The sequence below is a fragment of the Hyphomicrobium sp. 1Nfss2.1 genome (genome assembly GCF_965243865.1).
Lineage (GTDB): Bacteria > Pseudomonadota > Alphaproteobacteria > Rhizobiales > Hyphomicrobiaceae > Hyphomicrobium_A.
Window position 1 is genome coordinate 144,410 of the sequence record NZ_OZ251603.1, and the last position, 15,907, is coordinate 160,316.

A 15,907-nucleotide genomic window follows, 5' to 3' on the forward strand; every position below is an offset into this window, starting at 1 on the left:
CCCCCAAGCCTTGGTCTATGTCGCGCTGCTCTGATGGGTCTTGAGTCACTCACATGGCATCGGCGACGTCTTCCACTCTCAGCGGGCGTTCATCGCTGGGATCAATCGACATCCGGTCGGGCGGAATGAGGATCTGCACGCACAGGCCGCTTCCCTGCGGCTTGTTCTCCAGATGCAAACCGAGCCCATCCTTGTCGAGCGCAGTTTGCGCGATGGCGAGTCCCAGCCCGCTGCCAATCGGTCTCTTGTTGCGTCCGCGGTAAAACCGCCGCGTCACGGCAAGAAGTTCGTCTTCAGGAATGCCGGGACCGGAGTCCTGCAACTTCAGCAACGTCCCCTTCGGCGTCGGCAGCAGCGACCAGCGCACGATCCCGCTGCCTGGGGTGTGTTGCAGCGCGTTTTCGGTGAGATTGCGCACTGCCATGTGGAATGCGTCTGGATTGACGCGGATCCGGCAGCGGAAGAGGGCATCGTCGATGATGGGCGGAGCATCACGCTCTCCTGCATGCAGCGAATCGCAGATGGCTTTCAGTTTCGGTCCGACGACGATCCATTCCTGTATGGCATGCGGCTGGTCTGCATCGACGCTCGCCATAGCCAGCAGCTGCGTTGCCATGCGGTTCGTGCGATCGGCGGCGGTAAGTGCATTCTGCAACGCGTGATGGCGAATAGCCGGATCGGCGGCGGCGAGCGCGATCTGCACCTGCGTGCGCAGGCCAGCAAGCGGCGTGCGTAACTCGTGCGCGGCGAAGGCTGTCACGCTGCGCTCGTGCTCACGTGCCGCCATAACCTTCTCGAACAGCTCGTTGAGTTCGTCGACGACGGGTTGGATCTCACTAGGGGTGCGCGCGATGGCGAGCGGCCCGAGGGCATCGGGTGAGCGCTCGGCAAGCGCCGCTGTCAGGCGCCGCAGAGGCTCAAGGCCTTGCCTCAGCGCCAGCCAGATCAGCCCCGCCAACACGCCGAGCACGATCAATCCGGGAATGGCAAGTCCCCACATCAGCTCGCGCACCAGGCGCTCGCGATGCGCGATGCTGTCACCGACCAGCACGCGAAAGCCGCGGCCGCGATCCTCGCTGGCGAATACGCGCCAGCGTGTTCCGTTGATGTCCTGGTTGGAATAGCCGCTGCTTACGTTGGTGAGCTGCGTCGTGGGCGCTTCACTCGACTTCCCGACCAGCCTGCCGTCGATCGACCAGATCTGGCACGCGAGGCGGAAGTTCGTATCAACCGTGGGGATCGGCACCGTCTGGTTGGCAACGCGTACGCCGGAAACGGCACCCACGACGTGCACGCCCGCATCGTCCATCAGCGATGATACCATGCGCGTCGCTTCCTCGAGACGAACGTCGAGAACGCGCTCGAGCTCCTTCCGGTTGCCCGAATAGATCCACGCCATGCCGCACAGCCACACGATGCCCGTGGCGAGCATCAACAGGCCGAAAAGACGCGCGGTCATCGACTTCATGGTCACCTCGCGATGAAGAACGCAGCGGGCAGCCGACAAAAGAGCTGCCAGCTTAAGCCAGCCTTAAGAGTGCGCGAGCGACCTGGCACGTGCTGCGTCATGCCTGCGACCCCGGACCGTTGGCCGGCGCGCGGCTGATCTGCGGATCGGGTAGCACCACGGTGCGCGAACCTGGCGGAACGCGGTCGAAGAGGTCGATCACGTCATGGTCGAGCAAGCGGATGCACCCGCTCGACGTCGCCTTGCCCAGTGATCCCGGACGCCCGCCGCCATGAATGCGGTAAAGCGTGTCGCGGCCGTTCTGATAAAGATACAGCGCGCGCGCACCGAGCGGATTTTCAGGCCCTCCAGGCATGCCTTTGGCGAACGGCGCGGTTCGAGGATCACGAGCCACCATCTCCGCCGGTGGCGTCCACGTGGGCCACTGCGCCTTGCGCGCGACCGTAGCGGTGCCACTCCAGCCGAAGCCTTCGCGGCCCACTTCTATCCCGTAGCGAAGCGCTCGACCATCGCCGGTGACAAGATAAAGATACCGGTTCGGCGTATCGACGATGACAGTCCCCTTCGGCTCGCTGCCGCGGTAGGCAACTTCCTGCCGCCGGAAGCGCGGATCGAGACGGCCAAGGTCTACTGCCGCCAGCGGGAATTTCTCGCTCGGTCGCGCGCCGTAGTCCCGGCGCTCTGATTCCGATGCATCGAATGGCAGGCCAAGCCAGGAAGCTTCCGTCGAAGCACAGCCCGACACAGCCACCGCGAGCGCCAATCCGGCAACAATCGAGCGTAAAGTCAACATTGAGACGGCCCCCAAAACCAGCGTCACGCCACATTCGCCGCACACGAATAAGCGGCATGGGGCACCCTAACGGCCTACATTAAGGCAAGCTTAAGTGATGGCTGGCGCCGCGCATGCTGCTGCGCGACACTTTGGCGTGCTGGTCGGAACACGCAGTTTTCAAACGAGGGAAGCGGTCAATGCGGCTGTTGGTGGTCGAGGACGACGTGGTTCTGCGCAGCGGCCTCACCGTCGGCCTCGGGCTTCACGGCTTCACGGCGGAAGCAGTGGAGACGTGCGCCGATGCCCTTTCCGCACTCGCGAGCACAACCTTCGACGCGGTCGTTCTCGACCTGATGCTGCCCGATGGGTCCGGCTTCGACGTGCTGCGCGAACTGCGTCAGCGTAACGACCCCGTGCCTGTGCTGCTCCTCACCGCGCGCGATGCAGTGAGCGATCGCGTACGTGGTCTCGATGACGGTGCCGATGACTACATGGGCAAACCGTTTGATCTCGATGAACTCGCCGCGCGCCTTCGTGCATTACGTCGCCGCGCTGTCGGTCGCGCCACCGCGACGATCACTTGGCAGGGCTTGCTGCTCGATCCTGAGCGCCGCACGGTTAGCAGCGGAGTTGATCCGATCAATCTCTCGCGGCGCGAGTTCGCGCTGCTTCTCACGCTCGTCGAACGACCCGGTGTCATCCATTCCAAGCCTGACCTCGAGGCCGTGCTCTACGGCTGGCAGGAAGAGGTCGATAGCAACGCGGTGGAAGTCCACATCCACAATCTGCGCGCCAAGATCGGCCGCGACCGCATCGAGACGGTTCGGGGCCTCGGCTACCGCGCAAAGCAGTAGCCGCATCCCGCGTAGCAGTGCTTGATCGCCCGGAACGGCAACCGCGCGGGGGGGCATACAACGCATGCCGACGCCGCCTTGCAAACTTTGGAAGTGCGCCCGCGCGCGGCACGCCAACTGCAAAGTGCCGCGTACGAGGAATGCTCATCGCTGTCTGATGGCTCACCGTATCGCTATTGGGCGATGGGCGCACGCAGGCGGGAGGTGACTGTTCCAAACTGAGGCAACGCGGTTGGCCAAGCGGATCGGCCCCTACAGCGAGGAACTTCCTAATGCTGCTATCATCTATGGAGACCGCCGGGCTGAAACGTCAGGTCCGGTTCTTAGGGATCGAACTCGAGATTCGCGGCTCCGTTCTCCGACCGCGCAAGGAAACCGAACTCCTTGGCCGCGTCGCTCGACGACTCCTGGACGACACCGCTCAGGCGTCCATCTGCATCGACATGTGCTGCGGGTCGGGAAACCTTGCCCTGGCGCTCGCAAGGCACGCGCCTGACCTTCAGGTAATTGCTTGCGACCTGACGGCCGGCGCTGTGCAGAACGCGCGTTACAACGTGCTCCAGCTGGGGTTCCAAGACCAGGTTGCAGTGGTCCAGGGTGACATGTTCAAACCCCTTGCCGGTCTAGAAGGCAAGATCGACCTGATCATCTCCAACCCGCCGTATATCTCGACCTCGCGCTTGCTCAGCGGAGACCGCGCACACCTGCTCATCAACGAGCCGCGCGAAGCTTTCGACGGGGGCCCTTATGGCATCAGCCTGCATTCGCGATTGATCACCGAGGGCGCCGCGTTTCTCAAGTCCGGCGGATGGCTGGCCTTCGAGTTTGGTCTGGGCCAGGACCGTCAGGTCGCCGCGCTGCTGAAGCGCGCGCGCGCCTTCGAGGAGCCGCAGTGGCATCTGAATGAGGACGGAGACAAGCGCGTCGTCTGCGCCCGCAAGATTTGAGCGCGCGGCGCGCCAAGGGCGCTTTATTGGCTCCCCGGAATGATGGGGCTGGTCAGCCTTTGCGGGCACATCATCGCATTAGCGGCGCAGGCAGCAATGTCGTCAGCCAGCTGGTCGACGCGCCCGGGATCTGAATCCCACGCAAACATGAAGCGCGCACCGCCACCGATAAAGGTGTAAAAGCTCCAGCCGCGTTCGCGCAGCGCTGCAAGGACTGGTGCCGGCGCGCTCATGAACACGGCATTTGCCTGCACCGGAAACATGAGCTCAACGCCTGGTATGCCTTCGATCCTTGAGGCCAACCGCGTCGCGCAGGAATTGGCGTGCCTTGCGTTCCGCAGCCAAGCGCCACTTTCCAACATACCGACCCAAGGAGCCGACAGGAACCTCATCTTGGCCGCAAGCTGCCCAGCTTGCTTGCATCGATAGCCGAACTCTCTCGCAAGCTCCCGATCGAAAAACACGACCGCTTCGCCGACAGCCATGCCGTTCTTCGTGCCGCCGAAACAGAGAACATCGACCCCGGCTCGCCACGTCATTTCGGCGGGAGAGCAATCGATTCTTGCGCAGGCATGCGCAAAGCGAGCGCCGTCCATATGCAGCTTGAGACCAAGTTCTCGGCACGTCGCCGAAATAGCCTCCAGCTCTTCAATCCGATAGATCTGCCCGGTCTCGGTCGGCTGCGTGACCGTCACGACGCGCGGCTTAGGAAAGTGAATATCCGATCGGCTATTGGCCAAGGTGTGGATCGCCTGTCGCGTCAGCTTCCCGTTCGCCGTCTGCGCAACGAGCAGCTTCGATCCGTTGGAGAAGAACTCCGGAGCGCCGCACTCGTCCGTTTCTACATGCGCCGACGATGAGCAGATGACGCTGTGATACGACTGGCAGAGAGTGGAAAGCGCTAGCGCATTTGCCGCGGTGCCATTGAAAACGAAGAAGACCTCGCAGTTCGTCTGGAACAGCTCCCTAAACGCATCTGCTGCCCTTCGTGTCCAGTCGTCCTCGCCATAGGCCGCAGCGGACCCGCGATTAGCGAGCTCCATCGCGGCCCATGCGTCGGGACAGATCCCTGCATAGTTATCGCTTGCAAACTGCTGACTTGTCATGTTTCGGCGGCTCAAAGGAAGCTCATCAGTTCGGATGTTGGGGATTTCACAGAGGCGGCAGCGAGGCGCTCAAAGCCCGCCTCGAGGTCGGCGATCAGTTCTTCGACGTCCTCCAAGCCAATGTGAAGGCGTAGGGCCGGGCCTTCCGCACTCCATGTGGTCGCGGTGCGGTAGCTTGTGGGATCAAACGGAATAATGAGGCTCTCATAGCCACCCCACGAGAACCCGATGCCAAAGAGCGTCAGCCCGTCGATCATCGCCCACACCGCCTCTTTGCTGGCAGGCTTGAGCACGATCGAGAACAAGCCGCTGGCCCCCAGAAAGTCACGCTCCCAGATATGGTGTTGGGGGTGACTGGGTAGGGCTGGGTGCAGCACGCGCGCTACTTCGGGCCGGCCCTCGAGCCATTTCGCCACGCGCACGGCCGACAGGTGGTGCTGCGCGAGCCGCATTGGGAGTGTGCGCAGACCGCGCATGCCCAGGTACGCCTCCTCGGAGCCTGGACAAATGCCGAGCAAGTCCTTTGTCTTTGCCACATGCTTGGCCGCAGCAGCGGTGCAGGTGATGGAGCCGAGGACAGCGTCGGCATGGCCCCCGATATACTTCGTCGCTGCCTGGATCGACACATCGACCCCGTGCTCGAACGGCTTGAAGTAGAGCGGACTGGCCCAGGTGTTGTCGATTAAGAGCCAGATTCCTCGCTCCGCAGCGACACGCGATATGGCCCGAATATCCTGCACCTCGAACGTCTGGGAGCCGGGACTTTCGCAGAAGATGAGACGCGTGTTCGGCTTCACCAGCCGTGCGATGCCATCGCCGATGAGCGGATCGTAATACGTTGTGCCGACGCCGAATTTGGCGAGGATGCCAGTGCAGAATTCGCGCGTCGGCTGATAGACCGTGTCGACCATTAGGATGTGGTCGCCGGACTTGACGAAGGCCATGATTGCAGTGGTCACGGCCTGATAGCCGGAGCCTGTCAGCGAGCAAGCTGCTCCGCCCTCGAGTTCGGCAATTGCTTCTTCGAGTGCTCGCACGGTCGGCGTCGACTTCCGCCCATAGACGTAGGGCTGATCGCCATTGACGAACTTCTCCGCCGTAGGGAAGAGCACCGTTGAACCACGGAACACGGGCGCGTTGAGGAACCCGAAGTTGGCCCCGGGAACCCGCCCCGCATGCGCAACCTTGGTCTGCGGCGTCCGCGGCCGCGGAGGTACGTGAAAAGCTGGCCCCGGCGGTAACTCAGCCAATGCATGTGTGCTCGTCGGATGAACCGTTGCGTCGGTCGCGATGCAGGGTTTGTCGGCGATACCCGATTGCGGCGACCGCCTCTCGCGCGCAAAGGCCATCCCCCGTGGGCCTTCAACCCAGACAACGACGAGAAATGCGAGAACGCTCAGCCCTAATTGGCCCAACGCGAGCGGGAGCACAGTGCCATCGAAAAGGTGCCCCACAACACCACCCGCGAGAGCAGCGATCCCAGTCGTAACGCATCCGACCACAGACGCGGCCATGCCGGCGTTGTCGCCCTGTGGCTCCATGGCCAAACTATTGAAGTTCGGCGCCACGAAGCCGAAGAGCAACGATAGGATCATCATAGCGGCCACAAATGGCCACAGGCCCACGGGCCCAAAAACCGCCTCGAGCACGAATACCGCGGCAATCACGACGAAGCTCGCAAGAGATGCGTGAGACAGCATCCGGACGCCAACGCGGCTGATGAGCATGGCATTGGTGATGGACGCGCCTGCGATCATTATCGCGGTGGCGGCGAATGCCAGCGGGAACAGCTCCCCGAGGCCGAAGACATCGACGAATATCTGCTGCGCGCTTGAAATGTAGGCCAAGACGCATCCCAGCATCAAACCAGCTGCCACCGCATAGCCGGTCGTTTGACGCGTGCCGAGCGCGCCACGGAGCGCCAGCATGAGGGTGAGCGGTTCGGCTGCAAAGGTTCGCTTCGTCTCCGGCAGCCGCAAGCACCATAGAGATAGACCGATGCCAGCGACGACCAGAAAGTCGAATATCCAGCGCCACGTTCCAGCATGCAGCAGTCCAAGGCCAATAGTCGGTGCGAGGACTGGAATGCTAAAGAACACTGCCATCGCTAGCGACATTATGCGCGCCATCTCTCGCCCAACGTAGCGGTCTCGCACCAGTGCGATAGCAATCACACGCGGCGCGGCGGCACCGATGCCCTGTACGGCACGGGCCGCTAACATGGACTGCTCGTCGAACGACAAGGCTGCCGCTATCGACCCACCAACGAAGATGGTCATGCCCGCGAGAAGCACCGGCTTGCGGCCGTAGAGGTCTGACAATCTTCCAAACACCAACTGGCCGATCGCGAACGCCAGCAGATAGACGATGATGATGCTCTGCCGATCGTTCGCTTCGGCGATGCCGAGCGCCGCGCCGACCTCCGGCAATGCGGGCAGCATGATGCCGATCGACAGGGCTGTGAGCGCCATCATGCAGGCCACCAGGCCGATGAACTCTCGCTGCCTCATCCTGCCGTCGACCAATGCGGCGGCTCCGAGAAACTGGTCGTATGGCTGTCGAGCGTTCATGGAACTCTGGGAATGAAATGGCTATGGATGGCACAAGAAGAGCATGGTGTTATGTATCAAATAGTATTTGAGGTATTCCATACCCTATATGCAGCGACGCTTAGAAAATAGACGAGTGTGGCAGATTTGTACTTGGGGGCGAGCTGGCCACGCAATCCATCATCGGCAGCGCCGTCGGCGCCAGACCCGAAGGCGACGATACGGTCGGACGCGCACGCTTGGAGATGTGGCAACGATCTTCCTTTGGCTTTGCTTCAGCTCTCCAGACGCAGCCATTGACGACCAGTCTTCGACCGTCGACCCGTCGCCGCCACGAAGCCTCTCAATTGGTGGGGAATGCGCTTGATCTTAGAGTTCGTGCGCCGACGCGATGGCGAATGCAGGCGTGCACGGTTTCAATTGTTCCGCGCCGATCAGCCGGATCGCAAAAGGGCTTGTCTAAAAAGAAATTGTGGTGGGGCCGCCCCAGCTCAGCATTGAGCTGCGCCCCGTCCATTTGGGGCGGTGCTGTGCTTCCGTGCGCGACGAGCACTTTTGTGCGAACAGACGCATCGCCCAAAAAGCTGACGCTTCGGGGCGCTCCGTGCGGCTTCAAAAACTCCACTATGCCGCGGTGCAAAATCCCGGCGCAGGTTGGCCAGCTGTGCCTCTACGGCTCAATCAATCAGCCGGCATGCGCACACGCGAATTGCGATGTGCGCTTGCCAGCCCCGCCGAGTGCTTTCAAGTCAGCTTTGCGTAGGCCTCGATCTCGACCTTCTGCCAGGGGCGTAACATCGAGGTGACCTGAACCAGCGTGCTGGCGGGACGGACCTCCCCAAAGACCTCGCGGTGGGCGCGGGCGACGTGGTCGGCGTCGGATATCTCCCGTACGTAGACGACCGTGCGCACCACATCCCTGATGGCTCCACCGGCATCGACCAACGCCTTTCCGATGATCTCGAGGGCAGCACGGGCCTGCTCGTAGGCGTTGCTCGTCTCGTGCGTGACCGGAGCGCACGTACCGGAAACATGAATGTCGGCGCCAACGCGCACCGCGCGAGAGTAGCCGAAAATCTCCTCATAGGCGCCGCCGGACGAGATGTTGTTGCGCGTTATTGTCGTCGACATTTTTTTCTCCCTTGGTCCTAAAGGTTCGTCGCATCGCGGAAGCGGTACCAGGTCTCGACGGCGGGCACCGCGCGCTTGGCGATCGGATGAGCGGGGAACGCCGGGAATGTCAGATCGTCGAATGCGGTACGGCCGTCTTTCCTGCCGAGTACCTGCAGAGCGATCCTGTGTCCGAAGTAGGTCGCGCGCGACACGCCGGTACCGCAATAGCCGAGGGCATAGTGCAGGCCGGCCGCGGTTCGGCCGAGGTGGGGAATCTCGTCGTAAGTGTAGCCGATGAGGCCGCTCCACGCGTGGGTAACAGGGACGTCGCCGATCTCCGGGAAAACGCGCAACATGTCCTCGGCGAGGTGGCCGTATGCGCGCGGAGAGTTTGCCGCCGCGAGCCGGCCGACGCGACCACCCCAGATGATGCGGCGCGCACCTGGCGCAACGCGGAAGTAATAGAACACCCGGTTCGTATTTCCGTAGACACGACTTTTGGGGAGCAGGCGATCGAGCGTCGCTTGCGGGATCTCGCCAGTGGCGATCAGTCCGGAGCCGACGGGCACGATGCGGCGCTTGAGTTCGGGGACGAGAGCGTCCGTATAGCCGTTGGTGGCAATGATGACGTCGCGGGCGCGCGTCTCGCCGCGGGCGGTGAGCAGGCGAAAGCCGCCAGGTTCGCGCGCGATTTCGAGCACGGCGGCGTTGCCGATCACGCGACCGCCCTTTGCGTTGACCCGTGCCAGCAATCCAGCGTGGTAGAGGCCGGGATGGAGCGAGGCATCCTGCGGGAGCACGGAGCCGCCGCAGAAGGCGTCCGAGGCGATCTCCGACGCCTGCTCGGAGCGTGGCACCATGAAGCTCTCGACGCCCGCGATGCGCTTCAAATCATCCATGTCGCGAGCCATCGCCTCGTAGTGCGCGGGTCTGATCGCGCCGCGAAAGCGACCGCAGCGGCGGAAGTCGCAATCAATCTTCTCGGAGGCGACGAGCCGGTCGATGTAATCGAGCATGGCGGTGCCTTCGCGGATCATCGCGACGGCCTTGGCCTCGCCGCGCATGGCGACCAGCGTCTTGACGCGGAACTTCTGATTGCCGCTGCCTATCTGACCGCCGTTGCGCGTGGAGGCGCCGAAGCCGGGAGCGTCACGATCGAAGACGACCGCGCCCGAACCGTTGTCGAGGAGCGTGTTTGCTGCCGACAGGCCCGTGAAGCCTGAGCCGACGATCGCCACGTCGCACTTCTTCGGCACGGGAATATCTTCGCTTGCGCGCGGAGCTTCGTCCCACCAATACGGCTGATACCTGAGCCCAGTGTCACCGCGAAAGCCGCCGGCTGCGAGCTGGCTCGCGCTGATCGATGCCTTCATCACGCCTTCCCTGCAGAACCCTTCTTGTTCTGTTGCGCTTGGTACAAGTATTTTGCATGGCATGCAATAGTGGTGCGAGGCTCACGCCGCGCTCGCATGAGGGCGGCGGGTTCTAATGTCGCGCAAAACGACTGCAGGCCTTCTTGCCGCCGGCGCTATTCGGCGTAGACGATGATGGCGAGGAAGCGAACGCGCTCGTCGAGGACCTTTTCGGGACCATGGACGACATTGCCCGAGAAGGTGAAAGCGTCGCCTGGCTCGATCAGATAGACCTGCTCGCCGAAGCGATACTCCATGCGCCCCTGGAGCATATAGATGAACTCGGTACCGGGGTGCGAGAAGCGCGGGAACGTTTCGCTCTTCTTATCCAGCTCGATGAAGAACGGCTCGAAGAGCTTGCGCGGGCCGCGGTCGTAGGAAAGCAGGCGATAGGTGTGGCCGTACTTTGTGCCGACGCGCACAACCTCCATCTGCTCCGCCTTCTTGACGAGCTGAGCGCTTCCCTGACGTGACTCCGACTCGCGGAAGAGTTCGGAGAGGTTGACCCCCACCGCAGCCGCGATGCGTTCCAGTGCGTCGAGGCTTGCCGATGCCATACCGTTCTCGATCCGGCTGAGCATGGCACTCGAGAGGCCGGCACCGGTGCTGAGATCCGAAAGGGTGAGGTTGGCCTCGAGGCGCCGCCGCTTAACCGCGGCACCGATGCGCGATTCGAGCGGCAGGTTGGCCTGTTCGCCCTTGACGTCGGGCTCGGCCGGGACGGGTGCACGCCGCGTAGAAGCCGACGGCTTGGCACGGCGGGGCATCGACTTCCTCACAGGTTTCGTCATGGCCGCCCCCTCTCATATCAGTCAATTGAATGTCCCAACCCGCGCAGACCACACGTTGCAAGCGCCGAAGCGACATTCTCAATCGCCACCCCTACCAAAGTCTAATGCTTGCGCTACCTGCAACTTTTTTGCGGTTCGCACGATGCAAATTACTTGCGTGTGATGCAACTCCGCGAAATTATGTCGCGCGTAGATGAGGCACGTCAACGTGCCCATGGGAGATGGGAGACCCAAATGACCTTGGCGGCAGATAATCGTGAGATGGCGGGCGCGCCGGCGCATACGGAGCCGGGAGGCTTGCACCGGACCATCGACTGGAAGGGCGCTTTCTGGATCGCCAGCGGCGTTCCTGCGCTGGTGCTCATCTCCATCGGTGGGATGGGCGCGACTGCGGGTAAGCTGGCGTTCCTGGTGTGGACGATCTCCGTCGTGATGGGCTTCCTGCAGGCCTACAGCTACGCGGAGATCGCCGGGCTCTTTTCAAACAAGTCGGGTGGCGCGGCGGTGTACGGCGCTGCGGCCTGGCTGCGGTACAGCAAGCTGATCGCGCCGCTGTCGGTGTGGTGCAACTGGTTCGCGTGGACGCCGGTGCTTTCACTGGGTTGCGCCATCGCCGCGGGCTACATCCTCAATGCGATGGCGCCGATACCGGTGTTCTCGCCGGATTCGCCGCAGGTGGTGGCTTGGTTGCACGACATGGCCAACGCTGCTGCGATTGCCGGAAAATCCGGTGAAGAGGCCGCGAAGATCGCAATCGCCGCCGTCACAGATTCAGCAACGCCCGCGCTGCGTACATTCAAGCTCGTCGAGTTCAGCTTCTTCGGCCTTGCCAAGATCGAGGTCGGCGCGACGTTCTTCATCGGCGCCATCCTCATGCTCGTCGCGTTCGCGATTCAGCATCGCGGCATTCTGGGCACGGCTCGCATCCAGATGTGGATCGGATTGCTCGTTGTCGTGCCGATGCTCATCGTGGGTATCGTTCCGTTTTTCAACGGCGGCGTGAACTATCAGAATTTCACGCCGCTCGTGCCGCCGAACGGGGAGTGGAACAATTTCGGCTGGACGTTCTTCCTCGGCGCACTCTTTATCGCCGGCTGGTCGACGTATGCGTTCGAGACGGCGGTATGCTACACGCGCGAATTCCGCAATCCGAAGACCGATACGAAGAAAGCAATCATTGCCGCTGGCGCGCTTTGCGTCGTCCTCTACTCGCTTGTCGCGACGGCCTTCCAGGGTCACCTCGGGCTTGAGGGCATGACGCAACCGGGGATCGTCGACGGGACGGGCGTTGCAGCGGCCATGGGCGACATGGTCGGCGGCGGCAATGTCATCATCGTTCATCTTCTGGAGATGATGATGATCCTCGCGCTCGTCCTCGCCATCATGATGGCCATGGCGGGATCGTCGCGCACGCTCTACCAGGGCGGTGTCGATGGCTGGCTGCCGAAGTATCTCGGCCACGTCAACGAGCACGGCGCCCCAACGCGGGCGATGTGGACGGACCTCGTGTTCAATCTGGGCCTGCTGACGTTCGCCGCGTCGGACGCATCGGCGTACTATCTGATCCTGTCGATCTCCAATGTCGGGTACATGATCTTCATCTTCCTGAACCTGCAGGCGACGTGGATTCATCGTATCGACAGCCCGCAGATTCCGCGACCGTACAAGGCACCGAACTGGCTCGTGGGCGTCAACGCTCTGTTGGGCTTCGTGAACCTCGTGCTGATGGGTGCCGGCGCCAAAGTGTGGGGCAATCCGAACGCGCTTTGGTACGGCCTCGCCTTCGCGGCGCTGATCATCCCCGTGTTTCTGTTCCGCCATTATGTGCAGGACCGCGGCAAGTTCCCCGACCACATGCTCGAAGATCTCAACCTCAAAAGTCAGGATCTCGGTGCGCGGAAGGCAGGCGTCCTGCCCTATCTGACACTTCTAGCCGCGGCAGCCGTCGTGATCGCGTCGAATTACTACTTCCAGCTCCCGCCAAGTTAGCGTGGAGCCGAAGGGCGGTCCTTCCCCTGGACCGCCCTTCACCCTTTCTAGGACTAGGATGCCATCCCCGCGGCCTGCGGCACTACTCGCGTTTGGTGCTGGAGTGGATCGCCAGCAGCGGCCTGGACCCAGCGAAGTTCGGCACTCACTCGCTGCGCTGAACAAAGGCGGTGCTGATCTATCGCCGAACCGGATGATTGGTCTTCTTTCTAGAGAGACCAACAAACTTGCTCCGCGGCAGCACCTACGCCTTATTCGACGCCCGGATTCTGGCCAAACTCCCGTAGCTTAGTTAGCGGCCGACCCTTTTGACGCAATCGGACACGTTAGATGGCGATGCCGTGCGCGCGCAGGGTCGTAAATCACATTGAATATCTTTACCGGCAACGGTGCTTTACTTGGCAACCGCCAAGCACTCGACTAGCGTTCGAGACTAGCGTTCGAGCAGATTTGTTCTTACGGGGGGTGCCATGCAGGTCTTCAAGTTAGGATTCGTGGCCGCGGTTATGGTCTGCACACTTTCAGCGACGGCTCAGGCGGCCGATTGTACCAGGGTCGCAGCCAGTGGCGATAACGTCACCCACGATTTGGCGGTGCTGTTCTCCACAAACGCCCTCAAGAATACGATCGCCGGGCGAGGGCTTGTAGGGAAGGGGCCGGTGAAAACCACCTGCAAATCAGGCTCGGCGATGATTGAGTGTTATTCCTCGCAGATGGCCTGTAAGGGCGGAACGCCCGCGACCTGCTTGGGTCCTTGGCTATGCTTCTGAAGCCAGCACTGGACGTGCCCTCGTTTTGAAACTGTACTTGCGGCCTGGCTGATCAGCACCGGCATGATCAGGGGGAATTCCACGCGTCGGCCCTTTTTTGTCCCGGATGGCAACTGGTTGGGCTCCGGGTGATGACGTGCTGCTGCTCGGCGCCGCGCCGCAGAGCCGGCTACCACCTCCGCCCCAGCCGGCGGGTGCTTGGCCAAATGGCAAGCGCTACCCGTGCGGACTAAAGGCCTTTCCGTAGCTTTAGCATCTCGGCGTTGACGCCCAGGTATATTGGTGGGCCCGCCAGGATTCGAACCTGGAACCAGACGGTTATGAGCCGTCAGCTCTAACCATTGAGCTACGGGCCCGTGCCACCCTGCGTGATCGAGAGATTCGCGGGCACGGCGACGCCCCTCATAGCAGACTTAGCCGCGCCTCCAAAAGCTACACTTTTCGCCGCGAAAGATCCCCCAAGCCGCACTAGGGTGTCCTGAAGTTCAACACGCAAAGGTCAATCGAATGCGCTCGCTAGCCGTCTTCCGCCCAGCCATCGCCGGTCTTGCCATGCTCGGCGCCACCACCACGCTCAGCGCTGCCGAAAACCCGCAACGCTCCATCACCGTGACTGCCTCCGGCACCGTCTCGATTGAGCCTGACCAGGCACGCGTCTCGACCGGCGTCACCGCCGAAGGGGCGACGGCCCGCGAGGCGCTGACCGGCAACACGTCTGCCATGCAGAAGGTCATCGGCGAGCTCAAATCTGCTGGCATCGACCCGAAGGACATCCAGACATCCTCGTTCCGCGTTGAGCCGCGTTACACCCGCCCTGTGGAGGGGCAGGCGCCGAAAATTGACGGCTATTCCGTCACCAACGAGGTCCACGTGCTGGTGCGCGACCTGGAAAAGCTTGGCGACATCTTCGACCGGCTCGTCACCGCCGGCGCCAACCAGCAGTCGGGCTTGAGCTTCGAGGTCAGCAAGGCCGAAGAAGCGCGTGATGAGGCGCGCAAGCAGGCCGTGGCCAATGCCCGCCGCCGCGCCGAGCTTTACGCCTCGGCCGCTGGCGCCGAAGTAGGCGAGGTGCTGACGATCACCGAAGGCGAGGCTTCCATGTCACCTCGCCCCATGTTTGCCCGCTCGATGAAAGCCGAGGCCGTTCCGATCGAGCGCGGCACCGAAACATTGGAAGCGAGCGTCACCATCACGTGGGCGCTGAAATAGGGGCCATCGTCACGCTCACGCGAGCGTGACGACCTCCACCTTGTCGGCGAGCTTTGCTGCGCCCGGCTGGTTGAGCCAATCGACGTAATTGCGCATCTCGCCGGAGTTGCGAAGGTGGCGCAGACGACGGAGATCGATGTCCGCGGCCACCCACTGCGCCGCGTTGAGCTCACCCTGCGCCAGAATGCCGGTGTCGGAAACGGTATGCTCCGACGGGACATAGATGCCCGCCGAACCCGAATTGTGATCGACCGCCGGTGACCACAGCGCATCTCCCACAGTCGGGCTTACGACGGCCGCGATCTGGTTCTCCAGCGCCCGTGCGCGTGAGCCGGTGCGCACGCGGTGATAGCCCGAGACGCGCTCCGTGCACGAGGGCACAAGCAGCAACTCCGCGCCGGCCTCGGCCATGGCGCGCGCCAGCAGCGGAAATTCGCTGTCGTAGCAAATGTTGATGCCGATGAGCCCCAGGCTGGTATCGAACACGCGCATCTCGTTGCTCGCCGAGATGCCCCAGTCGACCTCGAATGGCGTCATCACCAGCTTTTCCTGCACGCCGACATTGCCCTTGGGCGTCACCAGCTGAGCAGCGTTGGTGTAGCGGCCCGGGCCTTTGCGGGACGGCCCGCTGCCGACCAGAATGTGCACGCCATGCTTGGCGGCCAGTTCCTGGTGCAACTGAACGCGCGCGCTTTCCAGCTCCGCCACGGCATCGAGTGTCGCGGCAAGGTCGGAATAGACCTTTTCGCCGAGCGCCGCCGCCTGCTCGATCGCGGCATATTCGGGGAACACAAGCACTTCCGCGCCGGTGGCAGCGCCATCGGCAACCCAACGCGCGATCTTGTCCCGCCACGCATCGAGGGTGGCCGGCTGATCTATGGGATACTGCGCAGAAGCGACTTTCAGGGTCTGACGAGGGCTCAT

12 protein-coding genes, 1 tRNA gene and 1 pseudogene are annotated in these 15,907 nt (G+C 62.5%); 5 read left to right on the top strand and 9 right to left on the bottom strand.

Going from position 1 to position 15,907, the window contains the following annotated elements; all coding sequences use genetic code 11:
• Positions 1–49: 49 nt before the first annotated feature.
• Positions 50–1,468 (bottom strand): ATP-binding protein, encoded by a 1,419-nt coding sequence (locus ACP15D_RS00625; RefSeq protein WP_424955647.1) that lies wholly within the window; start codon positions 1,466–1,468, stop codon positions 50–52.
• A 97-nt stretch (positions 1,469–1,565) separates the two neighbouring features.
• Complete coding sequence (locus ACP15D_RS00630) at positions 1,566–2,261, bottom strand: L,D-transpeptidase (RefSeq protein ID WP_424955648.1); 696 nt, start codon at positions 2,259–2,261, stop codon at positions 1,566–1,568.
• Positions 2,262–2,440: 179 nt separating this feature from the next.
• On the opposite strand from ACP15D_RS00630, the gene ACP15D_RS00635 reads away from it, so the two are divergent.
• The gene (locus ACP15D_RS00635) at positions 2,441–3,097 is read left to right on the top strand and encodes a response regulator (RefSeq protein WP_424955649.1); all 657 of its coding nucleotides are present in this window, start codon (positions 2,441–2,443) and stop codon (positions 3,095–3,097) included.
• 287 nt (positions 3,098–3,384) lie between these two features.
• On the top strand, positions 3,385–4,044 hold the full coding sequence (locus ACP15D_RS00640; RefSeq protein WP_424955650.1) for a N5-glutamine methyltransferase family protein: 660 nt from the start codon (positions 3,385–3,387) through the stop codon (positions 4,042–4,044).
• 23 nt (positions 4,045–4,067) lie between these two features.
• On the opposite strand, the gene ACP15D_RS00645 is transcribed toward ACP15D_RS00640, so the two are convergent.
• The 5 genes from ACP15D_RS00645 to ACP15D_RS00665 all read right to left on the bottom strand — a co-directional run bounded on the left by ACP15D_RS00645 (position 4,068) and on the right by ACP15D_RS00665 (position 11,015).
• Positions 4,068–5,150, bottom strand: coding sequence for a threonine aldolase family protein (locus ACP15D_RS00645; protein ID WP_424955651.1), 1,083 nt, complete (start codon positions 5,148–5,150; stop codon positions 4,068–4,070).
• Between the two features lie 11 nt (positions 5,151–5,161).
• A complete protein-coding gene (gene metC, locus ACP15D_RS00650; protein ID WP_424955652.1) occupies positions 5,162–7,720 on the bottom strand; it encodes a cystathionine beta-lyase in 2,559 nt (852 codons plus the stop codon).
• A gap of 723 nt (positions 7,721–8,443) precedes the next feature.
• The gene (locus ACP15D_RS00655) at positions 8,444–8,830 is read right to left on the bottom strand and encodes a RidA family protein (RefSeq protein ID WP_424955653.1); all 387 of its coding nucleotides are present in this window, start codon (positions 8,828–8,830) and stop codon (positions 8,444–8,446) included.
• Between the two features lie 17 nt (positions 8,831–8,847).
• Positions 8,848–10,185: an NAD(P)/FAD-dependent oxidoreductase gene (locus ACP15D_RS00660; protein WP_424955654.1), complete on the bottom strand. Its 1,338-nt coding sequence runs from the start codon at positions 10,183–10,185 to the stop codon at positions 8,848–8,850.
• 155 nt (positions 10,186–10,340) lie between these two features.
• Positions 10,341–11,015: a helix-turn-helix domain-containing protein gene (locus ACP15D_RS00665; protein WP_424955655.1), complete on the bottom strand. Its 675-nt coding sequence runs from the start codon at positions 11,013–11,015 to the stop codon at positions 10,341–10,343.
• Positions 11,016–11,276: 261 nt separating this feature from the next.
• Between ACP15D_RS00665 and ACP15D_RS00670 the strand changes: the two genes are divergently transcribed.
• Entirely contained in the window at positions 11,277–13,004 is a 1,728-nt protein-coding gene (locus tag ACP15D_RS00670) for an APC family permease (protein ID WP_424959152.1), read from the top strand.
• 77 nt (positions 13,005–13,081) lie between these two features.
• Positions 13,082–13,162 (top strand): annotated as a pseudogene (locus ACP15D_RS00675) (tyrosine-type recombinase/integrase); the annotation flags it as partial.
• Positions 13,163–14,054: 892 nt separating this feature from the next.
• Here ACP15D_RS00675 and ACP15D_RS00680 read toward each other — a convergent pair.
• Positions 14,055–14,130 (bottom strand) — tRNA-Ile (locus ACP15D_RS00680).
• A gap of 151 nt (positions 14,131–14,281) precedes the next feature.
• Here ACP15D_RS00680 and ACP15D_RS00685 point away from each other — a divergent pair.
• Positions 14,282–14,983 carry an SIMPL domain-containing protein gene (locus ACP15D_RS00685; protein WP_424955656.1) on the top strand — a complete coding sequence of 234 codons (702 nt, stop codon included), beginning with the start codon at positions 14,282–14,284 and terminating at the stop codon, positions 14,981–14,983.
• Between the two features lie 15 nt (positions 14,984–14,998).
• Here the strand turns inward: ACP15D_RS00685 and ACP15D_RS00690 are convergent, their stop codons facing one another.
• The gene (locus ACP15D_RS00690; protein ID WP_424955657.1) at positions 14,999–15,907 is read right to left on the bottom strand and encodes a carbon-nitrogen hydrolase family protein; all 909 of its coding nucleotides are present in this window, start codon (positions 15,905–15,907) and stop codon (positions 14,999–15,001) included.

Coding starts and splice junctions, on each gene's coding strand:
- ACP15D_RS00625 (WP_424955647.1), bottom strand. CDS start 1,468: ATGAAGTCGATGACCGCGCGTCTTTTCGGCCTGTTGATGCTCGCCACG.
- ACP15D_RS00630 (WP_424955648.1), bottom strand. CDS start 2,261: ATGTTGACTTTACGCTCGATTGTTGCCGGATTGGCGCTCGCGGTGGCT.
- ACP15D_RS00635 (WP_424955649.1), top strand. CDS start 2,441: ATGCGGCTGTTGGTGGTCGAGGACGACGTGGTTCTGCGCAGCGGCCTC.
- ACP15D_RS00640 (WP_424955650.1), top strand. CDS start 3,385: ATGGAGACCGCCGGGCTGAAACGTCAGGTCCGGTTCTTAGGGATCGAA.
- ACP15D_RS00645 (WP_424955651.1), bottom strand. CDS start 5,150: ATGACAAGTCAGCAGTTTGCAAGCGATAACTATGCAGGGATCTGTCCC.
- metC (WP_424955652.1), bottom strand. CDS start 7,720: ATGAACGCTCGACAGCCATACGACCAGTTTCTCGGAGCCGCCGCATTG.
- ACP15D_RS00655 (WP_424955653.1), bottom strand. CDS start 8,830: ATGTCGACGACAATAACGCGCAACAACATCTCGTCCGGCGGCGCCTAT.
- ACP15D_RS00660 (WP_424955654.1), bottom strand. CDS start 10,185: ATGAAGGCATCGATCAGCGCGAGCCAGCTCGCAGCCGGCGGCTTTCGC.
- ACP15D_RS00665 (WP_424955655.1), bottom strand. CDS start 11,015: ATGACGAAACCTGTGAGGAAGTCGATGCCCCGCCGTGCCAAGCCGTCG.
- ACP15D_RS00670 (WP_424959152.1), top strand. CDS start 11,277: ATGGCGGGCGCGCCGGCGCATACGGAGCCGGGAGGCTTGCACCGGACC.
- ACP15D_RS00685 (WP_424955656.1), top strand. CDS start 14,282: ATGCGCTCGCTAGCCGTCTTCCGCCCAGCCATCGCCGGTCTTGCCATG.
- ACP15D_RS00690 (WP_424955657.1), bottom strand. CDS start 15,907: ATGAGCCCTCGTCAGACCCTGAAAGTCGCTTCTGCGCAGTATCCCATA.